We start from the raw sequence: 23,274 nt of genomic DNA, 5'->3' as shown, positions 1-23,274 counted from the left end.
TTTCCCGGACCCCCCGCGGGCCCGCGGCGCGACCCTCACGGGCCGCGGCGGCGCTGGTCCTCGCGTGCCTGTGGCTGGCGGGACCGGGGCCCGGGGGGGCGTGGGCGCAGGACGCCGGGCCCTCTGACGCTTTCCCCAACGATACAACCCCCGCCGACCCGGCCCGCGTGCGGGGCGAACTCGACAGCTTCGGCCTGCTCATGCTGGCCCAGCCCTTCCCCTACGAGGCGAGGGACGTGGCCGTGACCGAGGTCATCCGCCAGATGTCCCTGCGATCCGGCATCCCGATGATCGCCGCCGAGGGCCTGAGCGCGCGCGTCAACGTCGCCAACGCCGAGGGCACGCTGCGCGACGTGCTCGATTCGCTCGCGACGGGCGGGCAGATCGTCTGGTGGTTCGACGGCGCCGCCGTCCATGTCGAGCCGCCCTCGGCGCTGGTCAGCCGGCTCGTCCCGCTCAAGGGCGTGCCGATGTCCGAGCTGCGGACGCAGATGCAGGCGCTGCAGATGGACGAGACGGCCTGGCCGCTGGTCGCCTCGGGCGATGCGCAGGCGGTACGGGTGGTCGGCCCGCAGGGCTACGCCGACGCCGTGGCCGAGCTGGTGGCGGCGCTCGCCGCCGGGGTCGAGGCGGTGGCCGACGAGCGCCTGCCGATCATCATCCGCGGCCCCGGCCGCCGCCGCGGGCCCTTGGGCGCGGGCGGCTGGACCGCCGACCCCGCCTATCCGGCGGCGCCCTACCCTGCCGCCCCCTACCCGGCGCCCCCTGCTTCCGTGCCGCCGGGCGACCGGCGCGCCGTTCCCGTTCCCCTGCGCTAGAAAGGACTGTCGATGAGCCTGCCCCAAGCCGCCGCGACCGCCGACCAGATCGACGATCTGCACCTGATGATGGCCGTGGCGATCCTGGCCGGGCAGCGCGGGGTCGAGGCGCCGCTGATGCCGATCTTCGACACCTGGTCGCAGCATTACCCGCAGGACGCTCTGGCCGGCATTGGCCGCGGCCTGCACCTGATCGGCCACGGCAACCCCGAGGCCGGCTATGCGATGATCGAGGACGCCGCCCGCACCGCCACGACCCGCGCCGCCCAGGCCCGCGACGTGCTCGATTCGCTGGCCAGCGACTTCCCCGAACTCGCCCGCTGATCCCCCGCCCCCCCCCGGCCGACGCCCGAAAGGACCCCGCGATGCAGATCGACCGCGCCGACATGAAGCTGCTGATCGAGGCGGGGTATTCCGGCGTCATGCGCGGGATCGACACCGACATGCGCCCGGTGTTCGAGGCGATCTCGACCTGGATGCCGCAGTTCGGCGCCGGCCGGATCGGGCTGGCGCTGATCGAGATGGTGGCCGGCGATTTTCCCGAGGCCGACCGGATCCTGACCGAGGTCATCGCCTCGGACCTGGAAGGCAAGGCCGAGGCGCAGGCGGTGCTCGCCATGTGCAAGGTGCTGGAGAACCAGCAGGCCGAGGCGCGCCGCCTGGCCGAGGAACTGCGGGGCGAGGGCGGACACGCCGAGGCCTTCGCCGATCTTCTGGTCAACGGCGCCGATGAGACGACGCAGGGCCCCGCGGGGCTCGCGGCGGAATCCGGGGTCTCGTCCGCGCCCCCCGGAGCAATTGGTCAGCGGACAACAACCTAAGGCATGGAGTTGAAAACAATGGGACTTCTTAGCGGGATCGGCAAGGCCCTCGGTGGCGTTGGCAAGATCTTCTCGGGGCTTGGGAACATCGCCAAGGCGTTCTCGGGCATCCTCAACTCGCCGCTCGGCGCGCTGCTCAAGATGGCGTTCCCGCCGCTGGCGGCGGCGTCGGGGGTGATGAACTTCGTGGGCATGATGGGCGACCTGTCCGGCTCGATCGGCGGCGGCGCGAACTACTGACACGGGCCGGCCAAGGCCAGAGGGACGGGTGCCACGGATCGCCAGCACCGACCCCTGCCCCGTCCCGGCCGACGCCGCGCCCCGTCCCTCGCCGGCCCCGCCCGCCGGCCCCGCGCCCGACCCGCTGCCGGCAGATCCCGGCCGCGGACCCCCACCCCCGAAACGCGCACGACACAGGCCAGAGACCGACGCCGATGACCGCCCCCGCCCCCACCTCACGGCAAGATGCCGCCAGCACCGGACGGCGCGATTTCGCGCCGCTGCTGCGCGCGCTGCTGCGCCGGCGGATGGCCGGGGCCGCGGGCCGGGGCCGGGGCGCCTGCGCCAACCCCTTCCGCCGCCTCGCCGCGGCGGTCCTCGATGGCGGCCGTCGCGCCGCCCGCATCCGGCCTGACCAGCCGGTGCATTCCCCCGCCACGAACACCATGCCGTTCGGGCCTGTCCGTCTTGCCGCCCTGGGCCTCGGCCTGGCCGGTGGCGGAGGCGGCAGCCCCGGACGGCCCCGCCCCCCGGCCCCGCCGGCCCGGCCGCTGCCCCTGCGCGCGAGCCGCCAAGCCCCGCCACCCCCCCGCCTCGCCTCATCGAAGCCAACCTCTCTCCCGCGCGGTCAGCGCCCGGCCCCCCGGCCCGCCTGACCCCCGCCCCCGCTGAAGGAGCCTGCCGATGGTCACCGCTGTCACCGCCCTGGGTGCCGACGCCCTCTCTGCCGTCCCGGCCCAGCCCGTGCCCGCCCCCGCCCCGCAGCTGAGCGACATCGCCACCGAGGCGCTGCAAGGGCTCGGCCGGATGCACGCCAGTTTCGAGGCCGGCACCCGCGCCGTCGAGACGCAGATGGCCGCGCCCGTCTCGGCCGGGGCGGACATCTCGCAGCAGCTTCAGGCCGCGCAAGAGGCGATGCAGGTGGCGCTGCAACTGCAGGGGCAGATCATCCAGTTCTCGATGGCCACGTCGATCTCGTCGAGCCTCGGCAACAACCTCAACAGTTTTCTCAAGGGCGCCTGAGCGCGCCGGGCGAACGGCCCGGCGGCCCGGGCGGTCCCTCAGGACCGCACATGCCAGTTCCGATGTTCCCGCCGGCCCCGTCCGGCCGCCCCGGCCGCCTGCCCGCGGCGGCGCTGGCGCTGGCCGCGCTGCTCGCGCTCGCCGGCTGCAAGACAGACCTCTACACCGGCCTCTCCGAGCGTGAGGCGAACGAGATGGTGGCCGCGCTTGCGGCCGGCGGCATCCCCGCCGCCAAGGCCCCGGGCGCCACCGGCCTGACCGTCACCGTGGACGAGGCGCGCTTTGCCGAAGCCGTCGACCTGCTCGAGGCGCGCGGCCTGCCGGCGCGGACCTACGACAGCATGGGCGACGTGTTCCGCAAGGAGGGGCTGGTCTCCTCGCCCACCGAAGAGCGGGCGCGGATGATCTATGCGCTGAGCCAGGAGCTGTCGCGCACCATCGCCGAGATCGACGGCGTGCAGTCGGCGCGCATCCATGTCGTCCTGCCCGAGGCCGACATGCTGGGCCGCGACGTCAAGCCGTCCTCGGCCTCGGTCTTCGTGCGCTACGCGCCGGGGTCGAACGTGGAAAGCTACAGCACCCAGATCAAGCTCTTGGTGGCGAACTCGATCGAGGGGCTGCTTTACGACAACATCACGGTGGTGATGGTGCCGGCCGAACCGGCGCGGGCCGAGGCCGGCGCGCAGGGCGTCGCGGCCCCGGTGCTGGTCAGCGTGGCCGGCGTGTGGGTGCATCCGGCCAGCGCGGCGCGGCTGTGGGCGATGATCGGCGGGCTGCTGGCGCTGGCGGCGCTGGGGTTCCTGACCGCCGGGCTGCCGTGGCTGCGCGCCCGGCTGCGCCGCCGCGCGGGCGCGGCGCTGCCGGGCGAGGGCGAGGCATGAGCGGCGCGCCCGAGGCTGCGCTGGGCGGGGACCGGCTGGCCGGGCGGCGCGCGGCGCTCGCGGCGGCGCGCGCCCGGACGGCGTTGCAGAACCGGCGCGCGGCGTGGCGTCTTTCGGGGTTGGCCGCCGACGGTCGCGCGGCCGGACGGGCGGCGGGCGGGCTGCCGGACCTCGGGGCGGCCTTCGACCCCTGCGACCCGGCGGTGGCGGCGCTCGTCGATCCGGCGCAGGGGCAACGGGTGCGGGCGGCGGCGGCGGCGGTGCTGGCCGGGCACCAGCTTGCCCTCGCGATCACCCCCGACGCGCGGGCCGAGGCGCGGGCGCTGGTCGCGGACGAGGCGCAGGCCTTCGCCCTCGCCCGCCGCCACCTCGCGCTGCCGCCCGAGAGCCTGCCGCTCGCCGAGGCGCTCGAGGCCGCAGAACGGCGGATCGACGCGGCGTGGCGGCGAAGGCTGCCGGCGGTCCTCGCCGCCGAATGGCCCGGCGGCGGCGACGCGGCGGCCGCCGACACGACCCACCCTGCCGCCCCGTCCCCGGCCCGCGGCCCGCGCGGCCTGCGCCTGCCGTGGTCGCGCCGCCACACGCCGCTGCCCCCCGACCCCGCCGCGGTCCCGCCCGCGCAGCGCCCGGACCTGGCGCTCGACGCAGCGCTCGACGCCTGCGCCCTGCCCTCCGCCGAGGCCCCGGCATGAGCCGCGCGGCCCCCCCGCCCCGCATCCTGCGCGCCGCCGAGGTGGACCGGCTGCGCCGCGCCGACGCCATCCTGCACGCCGCCGAGGCCGCCCGGCAGGCGACCGAGGCGGACGCCGCCCGCGCCGCCGACGCGCTGATCAGCGACACCCGCAGCAAGGCGCTGCGCGAAAGCGCCCGCGCCGCCGCCCGGATGATCGCCCGGGCCGAGGCCGCCGCCGAACAGCGCCTCGCCGCGCTCGAGCCCGAGCTGGCGCGGATGGTGGCGCTGACCGTGCGACGGATCGTGGGCGACTTTGCCGAGGACGAGGCGACCTATCACGCCGCCCTGACCGCGCTGCGGCAGATGCGCGACCACCGCAAGGGCCGCATCTTCGCCGCCCCCGACGTGATCGCCCCCGTGTCCCGCGCCGCCGCCGACGCGGGCGAGGCCGGGCCCGAGATCGTGGGCCTGCACCCCGATCCGGCGCTCGCGCCCGGGCGGGCGGTGCTGACCAGCGACCACGGCTCGGCCGAGATCGGCCTGCGGGCGCTGACCGATCAGGCGCTGAAGGCGTGGGAGGACGGCACCCCGGCCCCGGCCCCCGCCCTACCCCCTGACCGCGAGGGCAGCGCGTGACCTCACCCACCCCCCTGCCCGAGGCGCCGGAGAGCCCCGACACCGCCTCGCTCGCCGATGCGCTGCGGGCCCGCGCCAGCCGGGTCTCGGCGCTCGACCTGCGGGGCCGGGTGACGCGGATCACCGGCTGCGTCCTGCACGCCCAGCTCGCCGACGGCCGGATCGGCGAGGAATGCCTGCTGCGCGATCCCGTCAGCCGGGTCGAGATGACCGCCGAGATCATCGGCTTCGACGGCGAGCAGGCGATCCTCGCCCCCGCCGACGACGTGCGCGGCCTCTCCGGGCGCACCGAGGTCACGCCGACCGGCGCCGAGCCGCTGGGGCCGGCGGGCCCGGCGCTGCTGGGCCGCGTGGTCGACGCCTTCGGCCGACCGCTCGACGGCGGGCCGGCCATCCCCCGCACGGTGCCGCTGAACGCCGACCCGCCCGCGCCGCTCGACCGGCCGGTGATCGCCACGCCCTTCGTCACCGGCCTCAGGGCCATCGACGGGCTGCTGACGCTGGGCCGCGGCCAGCGGATCGGCATCTTCGGCGCCGCCGGGGTGGGCAAGTCCACGCTGCTCAGCCAGATCATCCGCGGCGCGCAGGCCGACGTCGTGGTGCTCGGCCTGATCGGCGAGCGCGGCCGCGAGGTGGCCGAGTTCCTCGAGCGCGACCTCGGCCCCGAGGGGCGGCGGCGGGCAGCGGTGGTGGTGGCGACCTCGGACCGCTCGGCGCCCGAGCGGCTGCGCGCGGCGCTGACCGCGACCGCCGCGGCCGAGGCCTTCCGTGCCGAAGGGTTGAACGTCCTCTTGCTCATCGACAGCGCCACCCGCGTGGCCCGCGCCCTGCGCGAGATCGGGCTGGCCGCGGGTGAGCCGCCGGTGCGGCGGGGCTTTCCCCCCTCGACCTTCGCGCAGCTGCCGCGGCTGGTCGAGCGGCCGGGCCAGACCCGGCAGGGCGCGATCACCGCCATCTACACCGTGCTGGTCGAGGGCGACGACGACGCCGCCGACCCGGTCGCCGACGAGATGCGCAGCCTGCTCGACGGGCATATCGTGCTGTCGCGCGACCTCGCGGCGCGCGGGCATTATCCGGCGATCGACGTGCTGCGCTCGAAAAGCCGGGTCATGCCCGCGGTGGCCCCGCGTCCGCAGGTGCTGGCCAGCCATGAGGTCACCGCGCGGCTGGCCAAGCTGGAAGAGATCGAGATCCTCGTCCAGGTCGGCGAATACCGCGAGGGCAGCGACGCGCTGGCCGACGCGGCGCTGGCCAGCCGCGCCGCCATCGAGGCGTTCCTGCGTCAGGACGTGGGCGACCACTCCCCGCTCTCGGAAACACAGGCGCGGCTGGCCGCGCTGGGGGTCGCGCCATGAGCGGGGCGCATCTCACCCGCCGTCTGGCGCAGACCGGGGCGCTGGTCCGGCTGGCGCGGATGCGCCGCGACATCGCCCGCGGCGAGCTGGCCGCCGCCCGCGCCGCGCTGGTCGAGGCGGTGGCCGCCCGCGACGCCGCCGACCGCGCCGCCCGCGCGCTGGCCGCGGATCAGGCCGCCCGCCGCGCGGTGCTGCGCGCGCCGCTGCTGCGGGCCGCGCAGGCGCGCGGCGCGCTGGACGCGGTGCTGACCACCTTTGCCGCCGACCGCGCGCGCGAGGCCGCGGCCGAGCGCGCCACGGCCGACGCCGCGCTGATGATCGAGGCGGCGCGCGCCGACGTGGCGACCGCGCAGGCGGCCCTTGCCGCTGCCGAGCGCCGGCTGGACCAGCGCGACCGCCTGCGCGCGCCCCTCGAGGACGCCCGGCTGCGCGCGCGCGAGCGGCGCGACGAGCGCGAGGCGGACGAGCGCCCCCTCGCCGCCCGAAGGACCCCCGCATGAGCGCGCCCGAGACGCCGCTGGGGATCGACCTGCGCGCCGCGCGCCTGCCGGGGCTTCCAACGGGGGCCGTTGCCGGGACCGCCCCCGACACCCCCGACGCCCCGCGCCTGCGGCTGACCCGGCGCACGCGGGGGCTTACGGCCGGGCAGGCGCGGGCCTTGAACGCGCTGATGCGCCGCCGCGGGCCGCTGAGCCTTCGGATCGGGGCGCGCAGCGTCGCGCTGCACCTGCGGCCCGAGCCGCAGGGCGCCGAGGGCGCGCCGTGGCTGACGCTTTCCGTGGACGGCGCCCCGGCGGCGGTGGCGCTGCCCTGGCCGGTGCTGCGCCGCCTGACCGGGCTGCCGCTCGACGCGGCGACGCCGACCGACGCCGCGCTGCTCATCGAGGACGCGCTGACCCCCTGGCTCGACGCCGCCGAGCAGCTCACCGGCCTGTCGCTGCGGTTCGAGGGGCTTCAGGCGGCGCGCCCCGACGTGCCCGAGCCGCTCGCGCTCTTGCTCGGCGTCGAGACGCTTGCCCCCACCCGCGGCCGGCAGCCGCTGGCGCTGCGGCTGTCGCCCGCGGCGGCGCTGCGGCTGGCCGGGGCGCTCGACCGCTGGGCGCGGCCGCGCGACGAGATGCCGGACCTCGCGCTTTGCACGGTGATCGAGCTCGACAGCCTCAGCCTGCGGCTGGCCGAGCTGCGCGACCTGCGCCCGGGCGACGCGCTGATGCTGCCGCCCGACGCGGCCCCCCGCCCCGTCCGGGCGGTGGTCGAGGGGCGGCTGACCGCGCCCGTCACCGCCGCCGGCCCCGGCCTCTGGCGGCTGACCGCGCCCTTCGCGTCGCGCCGCCCGGCGCCGGCGGGCCGCGACGCTGCCGCAACCTCCCCCTCCCTGACCGAGACGCTTGCCATGACCGATCCCACCCCGCCCTCTCTCGACCCGCCGGGCGCCGCGCCGGGCCAGCCCCAGCCGCCCGAGGCCCCGCAGCCGCCCGAGGCCCCGCAGCCCGCCGCGCCCGCCCCCGCCCTCGCCGCGCTCGACGACCTGGAACTGCGGCTGTCCTTTCGCCTCGGCGAGGCGCTGCTGACGCTGAGCGAGCTGCGGCAGGCCGGCGTCGGCACCGTGATCGCGCTGGACCGGCCCGACGGCGCGCCGGTCGATCTGGTCCTGAACGGGCAGGTCATCGGCACCGGGCAGATCACCACCATCGCCGGCCAGAAAGCCTGCGAAATCATCACGCTGTTCGGGGATGGATAACCCGTTTCCGCTGCTGGTGGCCGCCACGGGGCTGATGATCGTCCCGTTCCTGGTCATCAGCCTGACCGCCTTCGTCAAGATCGCCGTGGTGCTGTTTCTGGTCCGCAGCGCGCTCGGCATCCAGCAAACGCCGCCGAACCTCGTCCTCTACGGCGTGACCATCGTGCTGACCGGCTATGTCATGTCGCCGGTGCTGGCGGCGGTCCAGCAGGCGCTGGTCGACAGCGGCATCAGTCTTGAGTCGCTCACCAACCCGACCGAACTGCCGCGCGCCCTCTCGCAGGGGCTCGAGCCGGTGCGCGCCTTCCTGACCCGGCTCACCACGCCCACCGACCGCGCCTTCTTCCTCGAGGCCGCGCAAGAGATGCACGCCGCGACCGGCGTCGGCCCCACCGAGCACGACCTGTTCATCCTCGCCCCCGCCTTCGTCACCGCCGAGCTGACCCGCGCGTTCGAGATCGGGGTGCTGCTCTACCTGCCGTTCATCGTCATCGATCTGGTGATCACCAACATCCTGACCGCGATGGGGATGATGATGGTGTCGCCGATGGTGATCTCGCTGCCCTTCAAGCTCTTGCTGTTCGTGGCCGTGGACGGCTGGTCGCGGCTGACCCACGGGCTGGTCATGAGCTACGTGCCGGGGGCGTGAATGGAGCTTTACCAGTCCCTCAACCACGCGCTGATCCTGACCCTCACGCTGTCGGCGCCGGCGATCATCGCGGCGACGGCGGTGGGGATCATCGTCGGGCTGATCCAGGCGCTGACCCAGATCCAGGACCAAACCCTGCCGATGGCGGTCAAGCTGGCCGCCGTGGGCGCGGTGCTGATGATCCTCGGCGGCGGGCTGGCGGCGCGGCTGGTGCGGTTCGCGGCCGACCTGTTCGGCCAGATCGCCCGCTACTGAGGCCGCGGCAAGGGGATGGAGCCCGTGAGCCCGCCCGATCCGGCGCACCTCGCCCTGCTGCTGCAACCGGGGCGGCTGGGGCAGCCGCTGGTGCTGCTCGTCCTCTGCGCGGCGCGGCCGCTGGGGTTCGTCTATCTCATGCCGCTCTTCGGGCGGTTCCACCTCAACACCGGCTATCTGCGCGGGGCGGTGATGGTGGCGATGATGATGCCGCTGTTTCCGGCCGCACTCGCTCAGCTTGCCGCCGACCCGTCGCTGACCGCGCCCGCGCGCCTGCCCGGGCTGGTCGCGCGCGAGTTCGTCGTGGGCGCGATCCTCGGGCTGCTGACCGGGATCCCGTTCTGGGCGGCCATGGCGGCGGGCGACATCATCGACATGCAGCGCGGCGCCTCGATGGCGCAGCTGATCGACCCCGGCTCGGGGGGCGAATCGTCGGTCACGGGGACGCTGTTGCTGCTTGTCTGCCTGCTGCTGCTGGCGGCGTCCGGGGCGCTGGCGCCGGCGCTGTTCGGCCCGCTGTTCGAGAGCTACCGGGTGGTGCCGCTCTTCGACCCGCTGCCGCCGGTCGATCCGGCCACTGGGGCGCTGGCGCTGGGGCTGCTCGACACGCTGCTGCGCAGCGGGCTGTTGCTGGCGCTGCCGCTGGTCGTGCCGCTGCTGCTGGTCGAGCTGGGGATCGTCATCGCCACCAAATACCTGCCGCAACTCAACGCCATGTTCCTGTCGATGTCGGTCAAGCAGGGGGTCCACGCGGTCCTGCTGGCCGTCTCGGCCACGCTGCTGGCGGGCTATGCGCTGGACCTGACCGGGCACCCGGCGCTGTCGCCCGAGGCGCTCAGGGCCTTTCTGCTCGGCACGACGCGCTGAGTGGGGGCCATGAGCGGCGACAGCAGCGAGGAAAAGACCCTGCCCCCGACCCAGCGCAAGCTGAGGAAGGCGCGCGAAAAGGGGCAGGTCGTCACGTCGAGAGAGACGCTCGCCTCGCTCACCACGCTGGCGGTGCTGCTCTACCTCTTTGCCCGGCGCGAGGCGATCTGGCGCGACCTGCGGGCGCTCTTCGCGCTCGAGACGCCGCCGGGGCTGGCGTTCCCGCAGGAGCTGGCGCTGAAGGCGCGGATGGCGCTCGACCTCGCGGTGGGGCTGGTGGCGCCGGTGCTGGTTATGGTGGTCGCGCTGACGGTGCTGATGGGGATGGCGATCTCGGGCGGGCCGGTGTTCTCCGCCCAGGCGCTGACGCCGGACTTCGGCAAGCTGAGCCCGGCCAAGGGCGCGAAGAAGATGTTCGGCCGAAGCGCGTGGATGCGGCTCTTGATGCACGTCGTGCGCATCCTCGCGGTGGGCGCGCTGGTGGCGGTGCTGCTGGGCGGCCAGATCGGCGCCCTGCTGCCGGCGCCGCCCTGCGGGATCGACTGCGCGGCCCGAATCACCGAGCGGATGATCGTGCCGCTGCTGGTGGGGCTGACGGCGATTCTCGTCGTGGCCGGGCTGCTCGACTATCTCGTGCAGCGGGCCGAGTTCCTGCGCGAGCAGCGGATGTCGGTCACCGAGATGAAGCGCGAGTGGAAGGACCAGGAGGGCGACCCCCAGCTCAAGGGCCAGCTGCGCGCCGACCGGCGCGAGGCGATCGAGCGGCCCGTGGGCCTGTCGGAGGCGACGGTGCTGATCCGCGCCGGCACGCGCGAGATCGTCGGCCTGCGCTATGTCGAGGGCGAGACGCCCGCCCCGCGGCTCGTGTTCCGCGCCCGCGGCCCCGAGGCGGTGGCCCGCGCCGCCCGCAACCGCGCCGAGCTGACCGCGCGCGAGGATGCCGAGGCGGTGGCGCTGCTCGCCCGCCTCGCCATCGGCGACTGGATCAGCACCGACGCGCAGATTGCGGCGGTGTCGCCGCACCTGCGCTAGCGCATGAGAAAGGCCCCGCCGTGGCGGGGCCTTTCGAATGCGGCGGTCTGGCCGCGGGGCGGGGTCAGGTCCGCTACGACTGGCTGCCCCAGCCATAGCTGCCCGAGGCGCCGAAGAGGCTCGAGAACAGGGCCGAGAAGCCGGTCATCGCCAGCGTCGCCAGCGCGTTCGACGTGGCGTCCAGCACGACGCTCGCCTGCCCGCTGTCGCGGTTGTGGTGCTGGAAGTTGGTGTCCCAGAGCGCCGCGACCTCGTAGGACTTGACCGCCGAGGTGTCGCCCGCGCGGGCGATGTGGCCGTGGACGTCCTCGATCGCGCCGCCGCCCTGCACGCCCACGCCCTTGTCACCGTGGCGCGCCTTGCCGTCGCCGTCGAAGGTCTGGCCGATCAGCCCGTGCGGCCGGACGCCGTCGGCGACCGCGTTCTGGGTCTTGATGTCCATGTTGATGTGGTCGCGCTGGGTCTGGAAGTTCACCTCCCACTCGCCCGACTTCACGGTGACTTCAGAGCCGTTCTTCTCGGCATAGCCGCCGCCGCGCAGGGCGACCCGCTCACCGTCCTTCAGCACGTGGCCGTTGACCACGGCCTTCCCGGTCTTCTCGACGTTGATGTAGTTGGTGCCGGCGGTGATGCCGACCTCGCCCACCACGGTCGCGCCGCCGCTGCCCCAGGCATCGAAGCGGCCGTTCATCTGGAAGCCGCGGTCCGACAGCAGGTTGTAGGTCTTGCCGGCCTGGCCCTGCACGTCGAACTGGCCGCCGTCGGCGCCGATGAAATGGGGGTCGCCCCAGATCCGGGCGGTGCCGGCGATGGGCTTCATCCCCGCGCCGTCGGTGGTCCCGGTGCTGCCGGTCGGCAGCAGCGGCATGGTGCCGAAGGACGCGGGCGCGCCGCGGCCGCCGCCGCTCGCGCCGGTCAGGCCGCCGATCAGGTCGGCGAGACCCTGGAACGCCTGCGACAGGCCCTTGAAGAGGTCGGCCAGCGGCCCGCCTTGGGCGTGGCCCAGGCCCGCACCCAGGCCCGTGCGCGCGGGCGAGAGGAAGCTCGGCTGGCCGCCGAACATGATCGAATATTCCTTGGTCTTGACGGCGAAGATCTGCGCCGGGTCAGACAGGTTCATGGTCATCGTGTGTCATCCTGAAAGCGGTTGGGGATCGCCAGCGCCGGGCACCCTTCCCGGAAAGGTTAACAGAGTTATGACGCCCCCCGGCCGCCCCGCCCGCTGCGCGCCTTTCCGCCGCCCCTCGGGCCCCTTCGGCAGATTCCCGCCGAGCCCGCGCGGCCATTCCGCCGACTGCTGAAAATCGTCCCGATCGTTCACTTCGCCGTCACAATTCGCGGCGAGGTTCCCGCCATCGAACACGGCGCAGGCATTCGTCTGCATGGATGCGGAGAAGCGGATGTCCGACAGGAATGTCGAAATCGTCGAACTCGACAGGCGGCTGAGCAACGACCCCGACGGGACCGAGCTGCGCCGCCTCACCGAACGGCTTTCGGTGGGCAAGGGGCGTGTGGTCCAGGAACTGGGCCGTGGGGTGAGCACTGACGAATATGCCCGGCTCTCCCTTCTCGCCCAGGCATACGATGCTGGCATCGATGCACTGCCGAAGCTGTGGGCATCCATCAACGAAGACCACCACAACCCCCTCTGACCGGAGCACTACGACATGAACGCTGCTGACCTCGGCAAGATGCTGTCCGACACCAAGGCTGAGAACGCCCAGATGCTGGCCTTCCAGTCGGCGATGAACACCCAGTCCAAGCTGTTCAACGGCGCGATGGCCGCGCTGGACGCGCAGAAGAAGGCCTGGGACAAGATCCACGGCTGATCCCGGACGGCGCGGGGCGGTTCCTGCCCCGCGCCGGTTTCCCCCCGAAGCTTTCCCGGTCCCGCTGCCCCAGTCCCGTTGACCAGTCCCGCACGTGTCACGTCGGAGCCGGCCCCGGCTGCCCGGCGTCGAGGAGTATCACGATGGCACGACCCGACACGGCGACATTCCTGCTGACCGTGCTCACCGGCCCGAACGCGGGCGCGACCGCGCCGCTCGGGCGCGGCCGCTCGACCGTGGGCGGGGCCGAGGGCGACGGCGTCATCCTGTCGGGCGTAGGCGCCGGCCTGCTGGGCGTGACGCTCGAGGAGAACCGGGCCCGGCTTCTGGCCCACGCGCCCGGCGCGCGCTGCGGGGGGCGGACCGGGCAGGACCTGCCGCTCGACCCCGGCGCGGCGCGGATCGTGGCGCTGCCGGCGATGGTGCGGCTGAACGACGAGACGCTGGTCAACATCGCCCGCTGCGCGCCCGCGAACGGCCCCCGGCTGGGCCTGCGCAGTGCCGCGCTGGTGGCGGCCTTTGCGCTGGTCGGCGGGCTGCTGATCGGCCTGCAACTGCCCCCCGACAGCGGGCTGCGGCCGGACCTCGCCGCGCGCGCCTCGGCCTTTCCGCCCGAGGCTGTGGCGCTGGCCTCGCCCGCGCCCGCCCCGCCCCCGGCGCTGGTTGCCACCTCGCCGCAGATGCAGCCCTGCACCGACGCCTGCCAGGCCGAGGCGGCCGAGGCGCTGCGCGCCCGGCTGCGCGCCGCCGGGCTGACCGGCCTGTCGGTCGAGGCCGCGGACGGGGTGATGCGCGTCACCGGCACCCTGCCCCCCGGCCAGCACCCGGCCTGGACCGAGCAGCGGCGGCGCTTTGAAAGCGACTATGGCCGCAGCCTGCCGCTGGTGGTGGCAATCGGCGACACGGCGGCGGCGCCGGCGCTGGCGGTCGCCTCGATCTGGCTCGGGCGGCGGCCGGAGCTCACGACGAAATCCGGCCAGACGCTGCGGATCGGCGACGTGACCCCGGACGGCTGGACCATCGCCGGCATCGCCCGCGGCCGCATCACCCTGACCCGGGGCGATGCCGAAACGGTCGTGCGCTTCTGATGGACAGCCGCATCCCGCAGAGCCCCCGCCCCGCCGGGCTGCCCGCCGCCCCCGGCCCGACCCGCCCCGCCGGGGCGCCGGCGCTCGACCCCACGCGGCGCGGCGGCCCCCACGCCGCCCCCCACGCCGACGCCACCCGCGAGGCCTCCGGCCGCGCCCGGCTGCGGCCCGACACCGCGCCGGGGGCGGCGGCGCTGATGCAGGCGGCGCTCGGCCGCAGCGAACTGCCCCCGCCGCTCGAGCTGATGGCGGCGCTCGACAGCGCGCTGGCGCACGCGCCGCTGGCCGACCGCGCGGTGCCCGGCCTCGGCCGGCTGGTCGGCGCGGTGATCGAGGATGAACGCTTCAAGCTGGGGCGGATGCTGGATCTCGGCCGACAGTGAACGCCCTTGCCCTGCCCGACCCGGACCTTGCCGAACTCTCGACCCCGCCGGGGGCCGAGGGGGCGCAGGCGCATGGGGTCCACCTGTCGGCGCTGGCGCTGATCTATCTGCGCCACGCCGCGCCGGCGCGGGCGATGGTGCTGGGGCTCGCGGCGATGACGATGGGCGACCTTCGCCCGCAGACCGTGCTGCTGGTTGCGGAATCGCTGATCGAGGCGGGCGACCCCGAGCAGGCGCTGGCCGTCCTGCGCCGCTTCGACGACGCCCCCGCCGCCGCCTCCGCCCAGGCCGAGGCCGAGGCCGACGACCGCCCCGCCCCGCTCACCGCCGTGCCCACCCCGGCGCAGGCGGCGGCGCGCCATTACCTCGACGCCCGCGCGCTCTACCGCCAGAACCGGCCCGAGGCGGCGCGCGCCGCGCTCGACCGCGCCATCGCGCTGGCCGAGGGGGTGGTGGCATGACGACGCCCGTGCAGGCCGCGGGCGCTCTGCTGCGCCGGGTCGCGGCGCGTCAGGATCTGGCGCTGATCGTGCTGCTGATCCTGATCCTCTTCATGATCATCCTGCCGCTGCCGACCTGGCTGCTGGACGTGATGATCGGCACCAACATGGCGCTGTCGGTGCTGATCCTGATCGTCTCGGTCTACCTGACGCGGCCCGCGAGCTTCTCGACCCTGCCGGCGATCCTGCTCTTCGCCACGCTCTTCCGCCTCGCCATCGGCATCTCGACCACGCGGATGATCCTGCTGCAGGCCGACGCCGGCCGCATCGTCGAGACGTTCGGCAAGTTCGTCCTCGGCGGCAGCCTCGTGGTCGGGATCGTGGTGTTCCTGATCATCACCATCGTCCAGTTCATCGTCATCACCAAGGGGTCCGAGCGGGTGGCCGAGGTCTCGGCGCGGTTCTCTCTCGACGCGCTGCCGGGGCGGCAGATGTCGATCGAAAGCGACATGCGCGCGGGCGAGATCGACATGGCCGAGGCCCGCCGGCGGCGCGAGGCGCTGCAGATGGAGAGCGAGTTCTACGGCTCGATGGACGGGGCGATGAAGTTCGTCAAGGGCGACGCCATCGCCGGGCTGATCATCATCGCGGTCAACATCCTCGGCGGGCTCGGCGTCGGCGTGGGCCAGAAGGGCATGGCCTTCGGCGAGGCCATGCATCTTTACTCCGTGCTGACGGTGGGCGACGGGATGGTGAGCCAGATCCCGGCGCTGATGATGGCCATCGCCTCGGGCGTGGTGATCACGCGGATCACCAACGCCGACTCGGCCGATCTGGGGCGCGACATCGCGGTGCAGGTCGGCGCCAGCCCGCGGGCGTTGCAGGTGGCGGGGATCGTGCTGGTGGGCTTTGCCCTGATCCCCGGCTTTCCCACGGTGACGTTCCTCGCCCTCGCGGTGCTGATCGGCGGGCTGGGGGTGATGCTCGGCCGCCGGGCGCGGCTGGCCGCCGACAGCCACGACCCGCTCGGCCCCGACACGCCGACCGCGGTGGGGCGCACCGACCTGATGATGGTGCCGATGCCGCCGATCCAGCTGACCGTGGGCAGCGCCGTGGCCGAGGGGCTGAACCGGGCCGACTTCGACCGCGCGGCGCTGACGGCACGCACGCGGCTCTTCGACGAGCTGGGCGTGCCCTTCCCGCGGCTGCAACTGGGGACCGACCCCGACCTGCCCGGCGACCGCTGGCAGCTCAGGGTGGAGAGCGTGCCGGTGGCCGAGGGCGCCATCCCGCCCGCGATGCTGCGCCTGACCGACCAGCCCGACGCCGCCCGCATCCTCGGCCTGTCGCTGACCGAGGCGCCGCTATCGGCGGCCGAGCGGCACAGCTGGTGGCTTGCCCCCGCCGCGGCACCCGCGCTGCGCCGCGCGGGCCTGCGGTTCGAGACGCCGGAACAGGCGCTAGCCGCGCTCGCCACCTCCCGCCTGCCCCGCCACGCGTCCGAGTTCCTCGGCGTGCAAGAGGTCGGCGCGCTGCTCGGGGCGATGGAAAGCCGCTACGACAGCCTCGTGGCCGAGGCGCAGAAGGCGCTGCCGGTGCAGAAGATCGCCGCCGTCATGCGCCGGCTGGTCGAAGAGGAAATCCCGATCCGCAACCTGCGGGTGCTGCTCGAGACCATCGTCGAATGGGCCCCGCGCGAGAAGGACGCCGAGCTTCTGTCGGAATACGTCCGCGCCGCGCTCGCCCGCCAGATCAGCCACAAATACGCCGACGGCGAGCGGATGATCCCCGCCTACGTGGTCGAGGTCGACATCGAAGAGGCGATCCGCGCCGCGATCAGGCAGGCCCCCTCGGGCGTCTATCTCGCGCTCGAGGCGCAGCAGTCGCGGCGGCTGCTCGAGGTGCTGAAATCCGCGGTGGGCGATCTCTCGGCCCACGCGCAGACGCCGGTGTTTCTGTCGGCGATGGACGTGCGCCGCTTCCTGCGCCGGTTTCTGGCCAACAACGACATGGACCTGCCCGTGCTGTCGCACAAGGAGGTCGCCCCCCATTACAAGGTTCAACCGCTCGCCATGCTGTCGCTGAAATGACCCGCCTGCTGACCTTCCTGCTGACCGGGCTGTGGCTGTCGGCCGCCGCCGCCCCCGCCGCGCTGGCCCAGGCCGCGCTGACCATGTCCGTGGGCGAGGGGCGCGACCTGACCATGCCCGACGGCGCCTCGAGCGTGCTGGTGGCCGATCCGGGGATCGCGGACGCGCAGGCGACCTCGCCCCGGTCGATCTTCGTCACCGCCGTCTCGCCCGGCAGCACGACGATCATCGTCCGCGACGCCGACGCCCGGACCATCCGCCAGTTCGCCATCAAGGTCCGCCGCGGCACGGGGGGCGCCGGCCGCGCGCTCGGCCGCAGCATCAGCCTGACCGAGACGGACGACGGCGCGATCCTGTCGGGGACAGCCATGGACATCACCGACGCCCAGTCGGTCAGCGGCGCCCAGCGGGTGCTGGACGACCAGGGGCTGCTGGTCCAGGACCGCACCACCTATGCCGGGCCGAACCAGGTCTCGCTCAGGGTGCGCTTCGTCGAGGCGTCGCGCAACGACCTGCGCCGGGTCGGGCTCGACCTCTCGGCGCTGGACAGCACCGGCGCCGGGCCGCTGCGGATCAGCGGGCTGGCCGATCCGACCGGGTTTCTCGGCGGGGCCGACTACAACACCCCCGCGGTGGGCGCGCGGATGCGGGCCGGGGGGCTGACCTTCGACACGCTGCTCGAGGCGCTCGAACAGCGCGGCGTGGTCCAGATCCTGTCCGAGCCGACGCTGACCACCGTCACCGGCCAGACCGCGAGCTTCCGCGCCGGGGGCGAGTTCGCCTATCCGGTCAACCAGGGCGACGGGGTGATCGCGGCCGAGTTCAAGGAATACGGCGTGGCGATCGACTTCACCCCGACGATCCTGCCCGGCAACCGCATCGCCATCCATGTCGCCCCCGAGGTCAGCTTCGTGGACGAATCGAACACCTCGGCCGTCGCGGGCTTCCGCGTGCCCGGCGTCTCGGTCCGCCGCGCCGACACCACGGTCGAGGTCGCCAGCGGCCAGACCTTCGCCATCGCAGGGCTCTACGAACAGTACTCCGCCCAGTCCGGCGCCGGCGTGCCGGGGATCAGCCAGGTGCTGGGCCGCAACCAGCGCACCCGGCGCGAGCGCGAGCTGATGATCTTCATCACCCCCTATCTGGCCGAGGCGACCGACGCCGTGGCCCAACGCCCGCGCCGCGCCGCGCCCCAGTCGAGCGTAGGATTCATCACCCGATGACCCGTCCCCTTGCCCTTGCCGCCCCCGCAGCCCTGATCTGTCTGGCCGGCTGTGCCGAGCCGATGATCCCCGACAGCGACGTGATCCGCCACGCGGCCGAGCCCGCCTATACCTATGACGAGGGCGGGCGGCTGGCCGCCACCTCGTGCCGGGCCGACCGGCCGTCGAGCTATTCCGGCACCCCCTCGGCCTGCCAGCGCGATGTGGTGTTCGCGAGGCAGGTCGCCAACCCGGCCGACCTGATCCAGCCGCGCGCCCCGGGGCGGCCGGTGGCGGGGCCGGTGGGGGCGGCCGCCGACGCCTATCTCTACCGCGCGGGCCGCACCCCCTGGGCGAGCGCGGCGGGGGGTGGAGGCGGCCCGACGGCAGCCTCGCCCGCCACCGCGTGGCTGCCGCCGGTGGACCCCTATTCCCGCTAGCCGCATGATCCGCTTGCCGCGCGGGCGCGCGCCGGTCCATTCCTCGGCCAGCCTCGCGCCCGCATCGTTCCGACCCGCCGCCCTGGACCGCCCGTGACACATCAGAGTTCCCGCCCTGCCCTTTCCGTTTCGCCCCTGCGCCTGTCGCTCGTCGTCGCGCTGGCCGGCCTGACCGGCGCCTGCACCGACCCGGCCTTCGGCGTGGCCGAGACCCGCCAGACCACCGCCGTCGAGCGCGTGGTCGAGCTGCGCGGCACCCTTCGGACCAACCCCACCGACACCGCCGCGCTGACCCGGCTGGGCGATCTCTACGCCGACCAGGGGATGTGGCCCGAATCGATGGGCGCCTATCGCGAGGCGCTCATCGTCGCGCCCGGCGACCGCAACCTGCTGCTGGGCTACGGGCGCGGCCAGCTCGCCGTCGGGGATTTCGCCGGCGCCCTGCGGACCGCCACGCAGGCGGGCGACCAGGACGTGCGCGGGATGCTGCTCAAGGCCGGGGCGCTGACCGGGCTGAACCAGCTCGCCCCGGCGCGGGCGCTGCTCGAGCGGGCGCAGCGCACGGCGCCGCGCGATCTGGACGTGCGCTCGAACATCTCGTTGGTGGCGGCGCTGCAGCGCGACCCGGCCGCCTATGCCATCGCCCGCGCGGCGGCCTTTGCCCCGGACGCGGAGTATTCCCACATCCGCAACCTCGTGCTGGTCGGCGGCATCACCGGCAACGACGGCGCCGCGACCGAGGACGGCGAGCGCCGCGGCCTCGACCCCGCCGAGATCGGCGGCATCCTGACGGTCGGCCACCGGGCCCGGACGCAGGGCATGGGGGCGGTGACGGTTCTGACGCGGTGAGGGGGGCGCCGCTATATCCCCACGAAAATAACGGTTGCCCCGTTCCCGCCGTCGGTTATGTTCTCCCAGACATAACCACCGGAGGCTCCCGATGACCCGCCGCTCCCTGCTTCTCGCGCTGCCGCTCGGCGTGGCGCTGGCATTGCCCGCCGCCGCCGCGGAGGTCGTGGTCTTCGCCGCCGCCTCGATGAAGACCGCGCTCGACCCGATCGCGGCCGAGTTCCAGGCCGCCACGGGGAACACGGTCACGGTCAGCTATGCCGGCTCGAACACGCTCGCCAAGCAGATCATCGAGGGGGCGCCGGCGGATATCTTCATCTCGGCCTCGACCCAGTGGATGTACGCGGTCGAGACGGCGGGCGAGGTCGCGGACGGCACCCGCGCCGACCTGCTGGGCAACACGCTGGTGCTGGTCGCCCATGACCCGGCGGCGGCGAAGGTCGAGCTGAGCGACGCGACCGACCTGCCGGCGCTGCTCAACGGCGGCAAGCTGGCCATGGCGCTGGTCGATTCCGTCCCCGCAGGGCAATACGGCAAGGAGGCGCTGACCAGCCTCAAGCTGTGGGACAAGGTCGAGGGCTCGGTCGCGCAGGCCGACAACGTCCGCGCCGCGCTGGCGCTCGTCTCGACCGGCGAGGCGCCCTACGGCATCGTCTACGCCACCGACGCCGCCGCGGATCCCGCGGTCCATGTCGTCGGCACCTTCCCGGCCGGGACCCACACGCCCATCACCTACCCCGCCGCGCTGCTCAAGACCGCCGCCGACCCCGCCGACCGCGCCTTCTATGAGGCGCTGTCGGGCGAGGCGGCGCGCAAGGTCTTCGCCGCGCAGGGCTTCACGCTTCCGGACTGAGGCGGCGCGCGGTGACGGACTGGCTCGGCCCCGCCGAATGGGACGCGCTGCGGCTGTCGCTGCGCGTCTCGGTCGTCGCGGTGCTGACGAGCCTGCCGCTGGCGCTGCTGGCCGCCCACGCGCTCGCGCGCTGGCGGTTTCCGGGGCACGGGCTGCTCAACGGCCTCGTGCACCTGCCGCTGGTGCTGCCGCCGGTGGTGACGGGCTACCTGCTGCTTCTGACCTTCGGGCGGCGGGGGTGGATCGGCAGCCACCTCGACCAGTGGTTCGGGATCGTCTTCGCCTTCCGCTGGACCGGCGCGGCGCTCGCCGCGGCGATCATGGCGTTTCCGCTGATGGTCCGCGCCATGCGGCTGTCGATCGAGGCGGTGGACCCGCGGCTGGAACAGGCGGCGGGCTCGCTCGGGGCGGCGCGGCCGTGGGTGTGGCTGACGGTGACCCTGCCGCTGATCCTGCCCGGCGTGATCGCGGGCGCGATCCTCGGCTTCGCCAAGGCGATGGGCGAGTTCGGGGCGACGATCACCTTCGTCTCGAACATCCCCGGCCAGACCCAGACGCTGCCCTCGGCGATCTACAGCTTCCTGCAGGTGCCGGGGGGCGAGGCGTCCGCCGCGCGGCTGGTCATCGTCTCGGTCGCGGTCGCCATGGGGGCGCTGGTCGCCAGCGAGTGGCTCGCGCGCCGCGTCGCGCGGCGGATGACGGGGCTTGAGGCCGGGCGATGATCGAGATCGCCCTGCGCCACGAGTTCGGCGGCTTCGCGCTGGACCTCGGCTTCACCGCCCCGGCGGGGGTGACGGCGCTCTACGGGCCGTCGGGGTCGGGCAAGTCCACGGTGCTGAACGCGGTCGCCGGCCTGCTGCGCCCGCAGGCGGGGCGCATTGCGGTGGACGGCGCGGCGCTGACCGACACCGCGCACGGGGTGTTCGTGCCCCCGCATCGCCGCCGGCTGGGGATCGTCTTTCAGGACGGGCGGCTGTTTCCGCACCTGACCGTGCGCCAGAACCTGCGCTATGGCCGCTGGTTCGCGCCCAAAGGCCCGCGCGCCGACGAGGGCGCCATCGTCGGGATGCTGGGGATCGGCCCGCTGCTCGACCGCGCGCCCGCGACGCTCTCGGGGGGCGAGCGGCAGCGGGTGGCCATCGGCCGGGCGCTGATGTCCGAGCCGCGGCTGATCCTCGCCGACGAGCCGCTGTCGGCGCTGGACGAGGACCGCAAGGCCGAGATCCTGCCCTATCTCGAGCGGCTGCGCGACGAGCTGGCGGTGCCGATGCTCTACGTGAGCCACGCCCCCGCCGAGGTGGCGCGGATCGCCACCACCGTGGTGCGGCTCGACGCCGGCCGGGTGACCGCCGTGGGGCCGGCGGCCGAGGTGCTGTCGGACCCCGCCGTGGCCGGGCCGGGGCGCGGGGCGGGGGCGCTGATCGCGGCGCGGGTCGTGGCCCAGCACGACGACGGGATCACCGAGCTGGACGCAGGCGGGCTGCCCCTGTTCCTGCCGACGCTCGCCGCCGCGCCGGGCGCCCGGCTGCGGCTCAGGATCGCGGCGGCCGACGTGATGCTGGCCCGCGGCCGCCCAGAAGGGCTCTCGGCCCTGAACATCCTGCCCGGCACGGTCGAGAGCCTGCGCGCCGACGGCCCGGCGGTGCTGGTGCGACTGAACACCGCCGCCGGGCCGATCCTGTCGCGCATCACCCGCCGCTCGGCCGCGCAACTGGGCGTGGCCCCCGGCGCGGCGCTGACGGCGATCGTCAAGTCGCTGTCGCACGGCCCCGACGATGTGGGGACGCCCACCGCGGACCGGGCCTGACCCCGGCCGCGGCGCCGCGCCCCTACCCCGCGGCCAGACCCAGCTCGTCGATCATCGCCTGCCGCATCACGAAGTTCTGCGCCTTGCCGGTCACGGTCATCGGCAGCTCATCCTTGAAGCGGATGTGGCGCGGCACCTTGTAATGCGCCATCCGCTCGCGCGCGAAGCAGCGGATCTCGTCCTCGGACGTCTGGGCGCCGGGCTTGGGGACGATCCCGGCGCAGACCTCCTCGCCGTATTTCGGGTCGGGCACGCCGAACACCTGCACGAGCTGCACGGCGGGGTGCTGGAAGAGATACTCCTCGACCTCGCGCGGATAGATGTTCTCGCCGCCGCGGATCAGCATGTCCTTGACCCGTCCGACGATGTTGCAATAGCCCTCGTCGTCCAGCGTGGCGAGGTCGCCGGTGTGCATCCAGCCGTCCGCATCGACGGCGTCGGCGGTCTTGTCCGGTTAGCCCCAGTAGCCCTTCATCACCGAATAGCCGCGGGTGCAGAGCTCGCCCTTCTCGCCCACCGCGACGGTGTGGCCGGCCTCGTCCACCAGCTTGACCTCGAGATGCGGGTGGATGCGGCCGACGGACCCCGGCCGGAAACACCTTCGCCATGATCTCGCCCACCCTGAGCGTGGTCAGCGGCGTCGTCGGCGCGGGCTTGATGACCATCGTGTTGCCGGCCAGCAGCGCCAGCGGCGCCTTGAACGCCATCAGCAGGATCGGGAAGTTCCACGGGATGATCGCGCCCACGACGCCGAGCGGGCGGCGGTACTGCTCGACCAGCCTTGTGTCGTTGTCCTCGATCACCTTCACCGGCAGGTCGAGGGGCGCGAGATGGCGGATGAATTAGACCGTACAGGCGATCTCGGCGGTGGATTCGGACAGCGGCTTGCCCTGCTCCTGCGTCAGCAGCCGGGCGAGGCTGTCGGCCTCGCGCTCGAGCCCGTCGGCCCACGCAAGCAGCATCTGCCGGCGTTCCGCGATCGGGCGGCGCGACCAGGCGGGGAACGCTGCCTTGGCCGCCGCGACCGCCGCGTTGAGCTGGGCTTCCGAGGCGCGGGGGCACTGGGCCAGCACCTCCTCGGTCGCGGGGTTCACGACCGGCATGGTCTGGTCGCCGGCGACGAGCTGTCCGTCGATCAGCAGGTGATAGTCAGTCATGTCGTTTTCCTTTCGATGGGCGCGGGTGCGCGCGGATTGAGCGAAGCCGGTTGACGGACGGCGGCGATCGCCGCGATGCTCGTCCCCCGGGGAGAGCGGGGGCGACTCGGGTGGAGGGATCGTGGATCATCTCGCGGCCGCTGTCGGTGGTCGGGGGCGGCGCAGC

At 74.1% G+C, this 23,274-nt stretch carries 29 protein-coding genes and 2 pseudogenes; 27 read left to right on the top strand and 4 right to left on the bottom strand.

The genetic code is table 11. From position 1 onward, the window contains the following. Positions 1–167 precede the first annotated feature (167 nt). From HGN31_RS15605 to HGN31_RS15590, 4 genes are read left to right on the top strand one after another with little or no spacing between them, the layout of a single operon-like run. The gene (locus HGN31_RS15605; RefSeq protein WP_168784005.1) at positions 168–818 is read left to right on the top strand and encodes a hypothetical protein; all 651 of its coding nucleotides are present in this window, start codon (positions 168–170) and stop codon (positions 816–818) included. Positions 819–830: 12 nt separating this feature from the next. Then, positions 831–1,142 (top strand): hypothetical protein, encoded by a 312-nt coding sequence (locus tag HGN31_RS15600; protein WP_074826860.1) that lies wholly within the window; start codon positions 831–833, stop codon positions 1,140–1,142. 41 nt (positions 1,143–1,183) lie between these two features. Further along, positions 1,184–1,639 carry an HrpB1 family type III secretion system apparatus protein gene (locus HGN31_RS15595; RefSeq protein WP_074826857.1) on the top strand — a complete coding sequence of 152 codons (456 nt, stop codon included), beginning with the start codon at positions 1,184–1,186 and terminating at the stop codon, positions 1,637–1,639. An 18-nt stretch (positions 1,640–1,657) separates the two neighbouring features. Then, positions 1,658–1,879 (top strand): hypothetical protein, encoded by a 222-nt coding sequence (locus HGN31_RS15590; protein WP_036705983.1) that lies wholly within the window; start codon positions 1,658–1,660, stop codon positions 1,877–1,879. A gap of 215 nt (positions 1,880–2,094) precedes the next feature. Here the strand turns inward: HGN31_RS15590 and HGN31_RS15585 are convergent, their stop codons facing one another. After that, entirely contained in the window at positions 2,095–2,286 is a 192-nt protein-coding gene (locus HGN31_RS15585) for a hypothetical protein (RefSeq protein WP_168784004.1), read from the bottom strand. A gap of 256 nt (positions 2,287–2,542) precedes the next feature. Between HGN31_RS15585 and HGN31_RS15580 the strand changes: the two genes are divergently transcribed. The 11 genes from HGN31_RS15580 to HGN31_RS15530 all read left to right on the top strand — a co-directional run bounded on the left by HGN31_RS15580 (position 2,543) and on the right by HGN31_RS15530 (position 10,970). Beyond that, on the top strand, positions 2,543–2,881 hold the full coding sequence (locus HGN31_RS15580) for a hypothetical protein (RefSeq protein WP_074826846.1): 339 nt from the start codon (positions 2,543–2,545) through the stop codon (positions 2,879–2,881). Positions 2,882–2,943: 62 nt separating this feature from the next. Beyond that, a complete protein-coding gene (sctJ, locus tag HGN31_RS15575) occupies positions 2,944–3,762 on the top strand; it encodes a type III secretion system inner membrane ring lipoprotein SctJ (protein WP_168784003.1) in 819 nt (272 codons plus the stop codon). Further along, positions 3,759–4,454 (top strand): hypothetical protein, encoded by a 696-nt coding sequence (locus HGN31_RS15570; protein ID WP_168784002.1) that lies wholly within the window; start codon positions 3,759–3,761, stop codon positions 4,452–4,454. Before sctJ ends, HGN31_RS15570 begins: the two co-directional genes overlap by 4 nt. Next, positions 4,451–5,071 carry a hypothetical protein gene (locus HGN31_RS15565; protein ID WP_168784001.1) on the top strand — a complete coding sequence of 207 codons (621 nt, stop codon included), beginning with the start codon at positions 4,451–4,453 and terminating at the stop codon, positions 5,069–5,071. The genes HGN31_RS15570 and HGN31_RS15565 overlap by 4 nt, the downstream gene beginning before the upstream one ends. Continuing rightward, complete coding sequence (locus HGN31_RS15560; RefSeq protein ID WP_280529904.1) at positions 5,068–6,426, top strand: FliI/YscN family ATPase; 1,359 nt, start codon at positions 5,068–5,070, stop codon at positions 6,424–6,426. The genes HGN31_RS15565 and HGN31_RS15560 overlap by 4 nt, the downstream gene beginning before the upstream one ends. Next, positions 6,423–6,926 carry a hypothetical protein gene (locus tag HGN31_RS15555; RefSeq protein ID WP_168784000.1) on the top strand — a complete coding sequence of 168 codons (504 nt, stop codon included), beginning with the start codon at positions 6,423–6,425 and terminating at the stop codon, positions 6,924–6,926. Before HGN31_RS15560 ends, HGN31_RS15555 begins: the two co-directional genes overlap by 4 nt. Next, positions 6,923–8,167: a FliM/FliN family flagellar motor switch protein gene (locus HGN31_RS15550; protein WP_168783999.1), complete on the top strand. Its 1,245-nt coding sequence runs from the start codon at positions 6,923–6,925 to the stop codon at positions 8,165–8,167. Before HGN31_RS15555 ends, HGN31_RS15550 begins: the two co-directional genes overlap by 4 nt. Continuing rightward, on the top strand, positions 8,160–8,816 hold the full coding sequence (gene sctR / locus HGN31_RS15545; RefSeq protein ID WP_168783998.1) for a type III secretion system export apparatus subunit SctR: 657 nt from the start codon (positions 8,160–8,162) through the stop codon (positions 8,814–8,816). The genes HGN31_RS15550 and sctR overlap by 8 nt, the downstream gene beginning before the upstream one ends. Further along, a complete protein-coding gene (gene sctS, locus HGN31_RS15540) occupies positions 8,817–9,071 on the top strand; it encodes a type III secretion system export apparatus subunit SctS (protein WP_036705276.1) in 255 nt (84 codons plus the stop codon). A gap of 24 nt (positions 9,072–9,095) precedes the next feature. After that, positions 9,096–9,938: an EscT/YscT/HrcT family type III secretion system export apparatus protein gene (locus HGN31_RS15535; RefSeq protein ID WP_168783997.1), complete on the top strand. Its 843-nt coding sequence runs from the start codon at positions 9,096–9,098 to the stop codon at positions 9,936–9,938. Positions 9,939–9,947: 9 nt separating this feature from the next. Continuing rightward, entirely contained in the window at positions 9,948–10,970 is a 1,023-nt protein-coding gene (locus HGN31_RS15530; RefSeq protein WP_168783996.1) for an EscU/YscU/HrcU family type III secretion system export apparatus switch protein, read from the top strand. Positions 10,971–11,043: 73 nt separating this feature from the next. Here HGN31_RS15530 and HGN31_RS15525 read toward each other — a convergent pair whose 3' ends face one another. Further along, positions 11,044–12,096: a hypothetical protein gene (locus tag HGN31_RS15525; RefSeq protein WP_168783995.1), complete on the bottom strand. Its 1,053-nt coding sequence runs from the start codon at positions 12,094–12,096 to the stop codon at positions 11,044–11,046. 256 nt (positions 12,097–12,352) lie between these two features. On the opposite strand from HGN31_RS15525, the gene HGN31_RS15520 reads away from it, so the two are divergent. The 12 genes from HGN31_RS15520 (at position 12,353) to modC (ending at position 21,951) form a co-directional block, all read left to right on the top strand. Continuing rightward, positions 12,353–12,622, top strand: a complete 270-nt coding sequence (locus HGN31_RS15520; RefSeq protein WP_036705272.1) for an EscE/YscE/SsaE family type III secretion system needle protein co-chaperone — start codon at positions 12,353–12,355, stop codon at positions 12,620–12,622. A 15-nt stretch (positions 12,623–12,637) separates the two neighbouring features. Beyond that, the gene (locus HGN31_RS15515; RefSeq protein ID WP_156114476.1) at positions 12,638–12,799 is read left to right on the top strand and encodes a hypothetical protein; all 162 of its coding nucleotides are present in this window, start codon (positions 12,638–12,640) and stop codon (positions 12,797–12,799) included. Positions 12,800–12,942: 143 nt separating this feature from the next. Further along, the gene (locus HGN31_RS15510; protein WP_168783994.1) at positions 12,943–13,887 is read left to right on the top strand and encodes a SctD/MshK family protein; all 945 of its coding nucleotides are present in this window, start codon (positions 12,943–12,945) and stop codon (positions 13,885–13,887) included. Then, positions 13,887–14,270: a hypothetical protein gene (locus tag HGN31_RS15505; RefSeq protein WP_168783993.1), complete on the top strand. Its 384-nt coding sequence runs from the start codon at positions 13,887–13,889 to the stop codon at positions 14,268–14,270. Before HGN31_RS15510 ends, HGN31_RS15505 begins: the two co-directional genes overlap by 1 nt. Beyond that, on the top strand, positions 14,267–14,731 hold the full coding sequence (locus HGN31_RS15500; protein ID WP_168783992.1) for a hypothetical protein: 465 nt from the start codon (positions 14,267–14,269) through the stop codon (positions 14,729–14,731). Before HGN31_RS15505 ends, HGN31_RS15500 begins: the two co-directional genes overlap by 4 nt. Then, positions 14,728–16,800 (top strand): type III secretion system export apparatus subunit SctV, encoded by a 2,073-nt coding sequence (sctV, locus tag HGN31_RS15495; RefSeq protein ID WP_168783991.1) that lies wholly within the window; start codon positions 14,728–14,730, stop codon positions 16,798–16,800. The genes HGN31_RS15500 and sctV overlap by 4 nt, the downstream gene beginning before the upstream one ends. Further along, positions 16,797–18,023, top strand: coding sequence for a type II and III secretion system protein family protein (locus tag HGN31_RS15490; RefSeq protein ID WP_168783990.1), 1,227 nt, complete (start codon positions 16,797–16,799; stop codon positions 18,021–18,023). The genes sctV and HGN31_RS15490 overlap by 4 nt, the downstream gene beginning before the upstream one ends. Continuing rightward, complete coding sequence (locus HGN31_RS15485) at positions 18,020–18,442, top strand: hypothetical protein (RefSeq protein ID WP_168783989.1); 423 nt, start codon at positions 18,020–18,022, stop codon at positions 18,440–18,442. The genes HGN31_RS15490 and HGN31_RS15485 overlap by 4 nt, the downstream gene beginning before the upstream one ends. A gap of 93 nt (positions 18,443–18,535) precedes the next feature. Further along, positions 18,536–19,291, top strand: a complete 756-nt coding sequence (locus HGN31_RS15480) for a tetratricopeptide repeat protein (RefSeq protein WP_168783988.1) — start codon at positions 18,536–18,538, stop codon at positions 19,289–19,291. A 91-nt stretch (positions 19,292–19,382) separates the two neighbouring features. After that, positions 19,383–20,144: a molybdate ABC transporter substrate-binding protein gene (gene modA, locus HGN31_RS15475; protein ID WP_168783987.1), complete on the top strand. Its 762-nt coding sequence runs from the start codon at positions 19,383–19,385 to the stop codon at positions 20,142–20,144. A gap of 11 nt (positions 20,145–20,155) precedes the next feature. Next, positions 20,156–20,866: a molybdate ABC transporter permease subunit gene (gene modB, locus HGN31_RS15470; RefSeq protein ID WP_036735227.1), complete on the top strand. Its 711-nt coding sequence runs from the start codon at positions 20,156–20,158 to the stop codon at positions 20,864–20,866. Continuing rightward, entirely contained in the window at positions 20,863–21,951 is a 1,089-nt protein-coding gene (gene modC, locus HGN31_RS15465) for a molybdenum ABC transporter ATP-binding protein (RefSeq protein WP_168783986.1), read from the top strand. The genes modB and modC overlap by 4 nt, the downstream gene beginning before the upstream one ends. Positions 21,952–21,973: 22 nt before the next feature. Here modC and HGN31_RS15460 read toward each other — a convergent pair. Further along, positions 21,974–22,543 (bottom strand): annotated as a pseudogene (locus tag HGN31_RS15460) (AMP-binding enzyme); the annotation flags it as partial. Beyond that, positions 22,533–23,108 (bottom strand): annotated as a pseudogene (locus HGN31_RS15455) (aldehyde dehydrogenase family protein); the annotation flags it as partial. The pseudogenes HGN31_RS15455 and HGN31_RS15460, both read right to left, overlap by 11 nt. Between the last annotated feature and the right edge of the window lie 166 nt (positions 23,109–23,274).

This window comes from Paracoccus sanguinis, assembly GCF_012689545.1.
Taxonomy (GTDB): domain Bacteria; phylum Pseudomonadota; class Alphaproteobacteria; order Rhodobacterales; family Rhodobacteraceae; genus Paracoccus; species Paracoccus panacisoli.
Note: the sequence above shows the minus strand (reverse complement) of the source record. Positions and strands in the feature narration are given on the sequence as shown.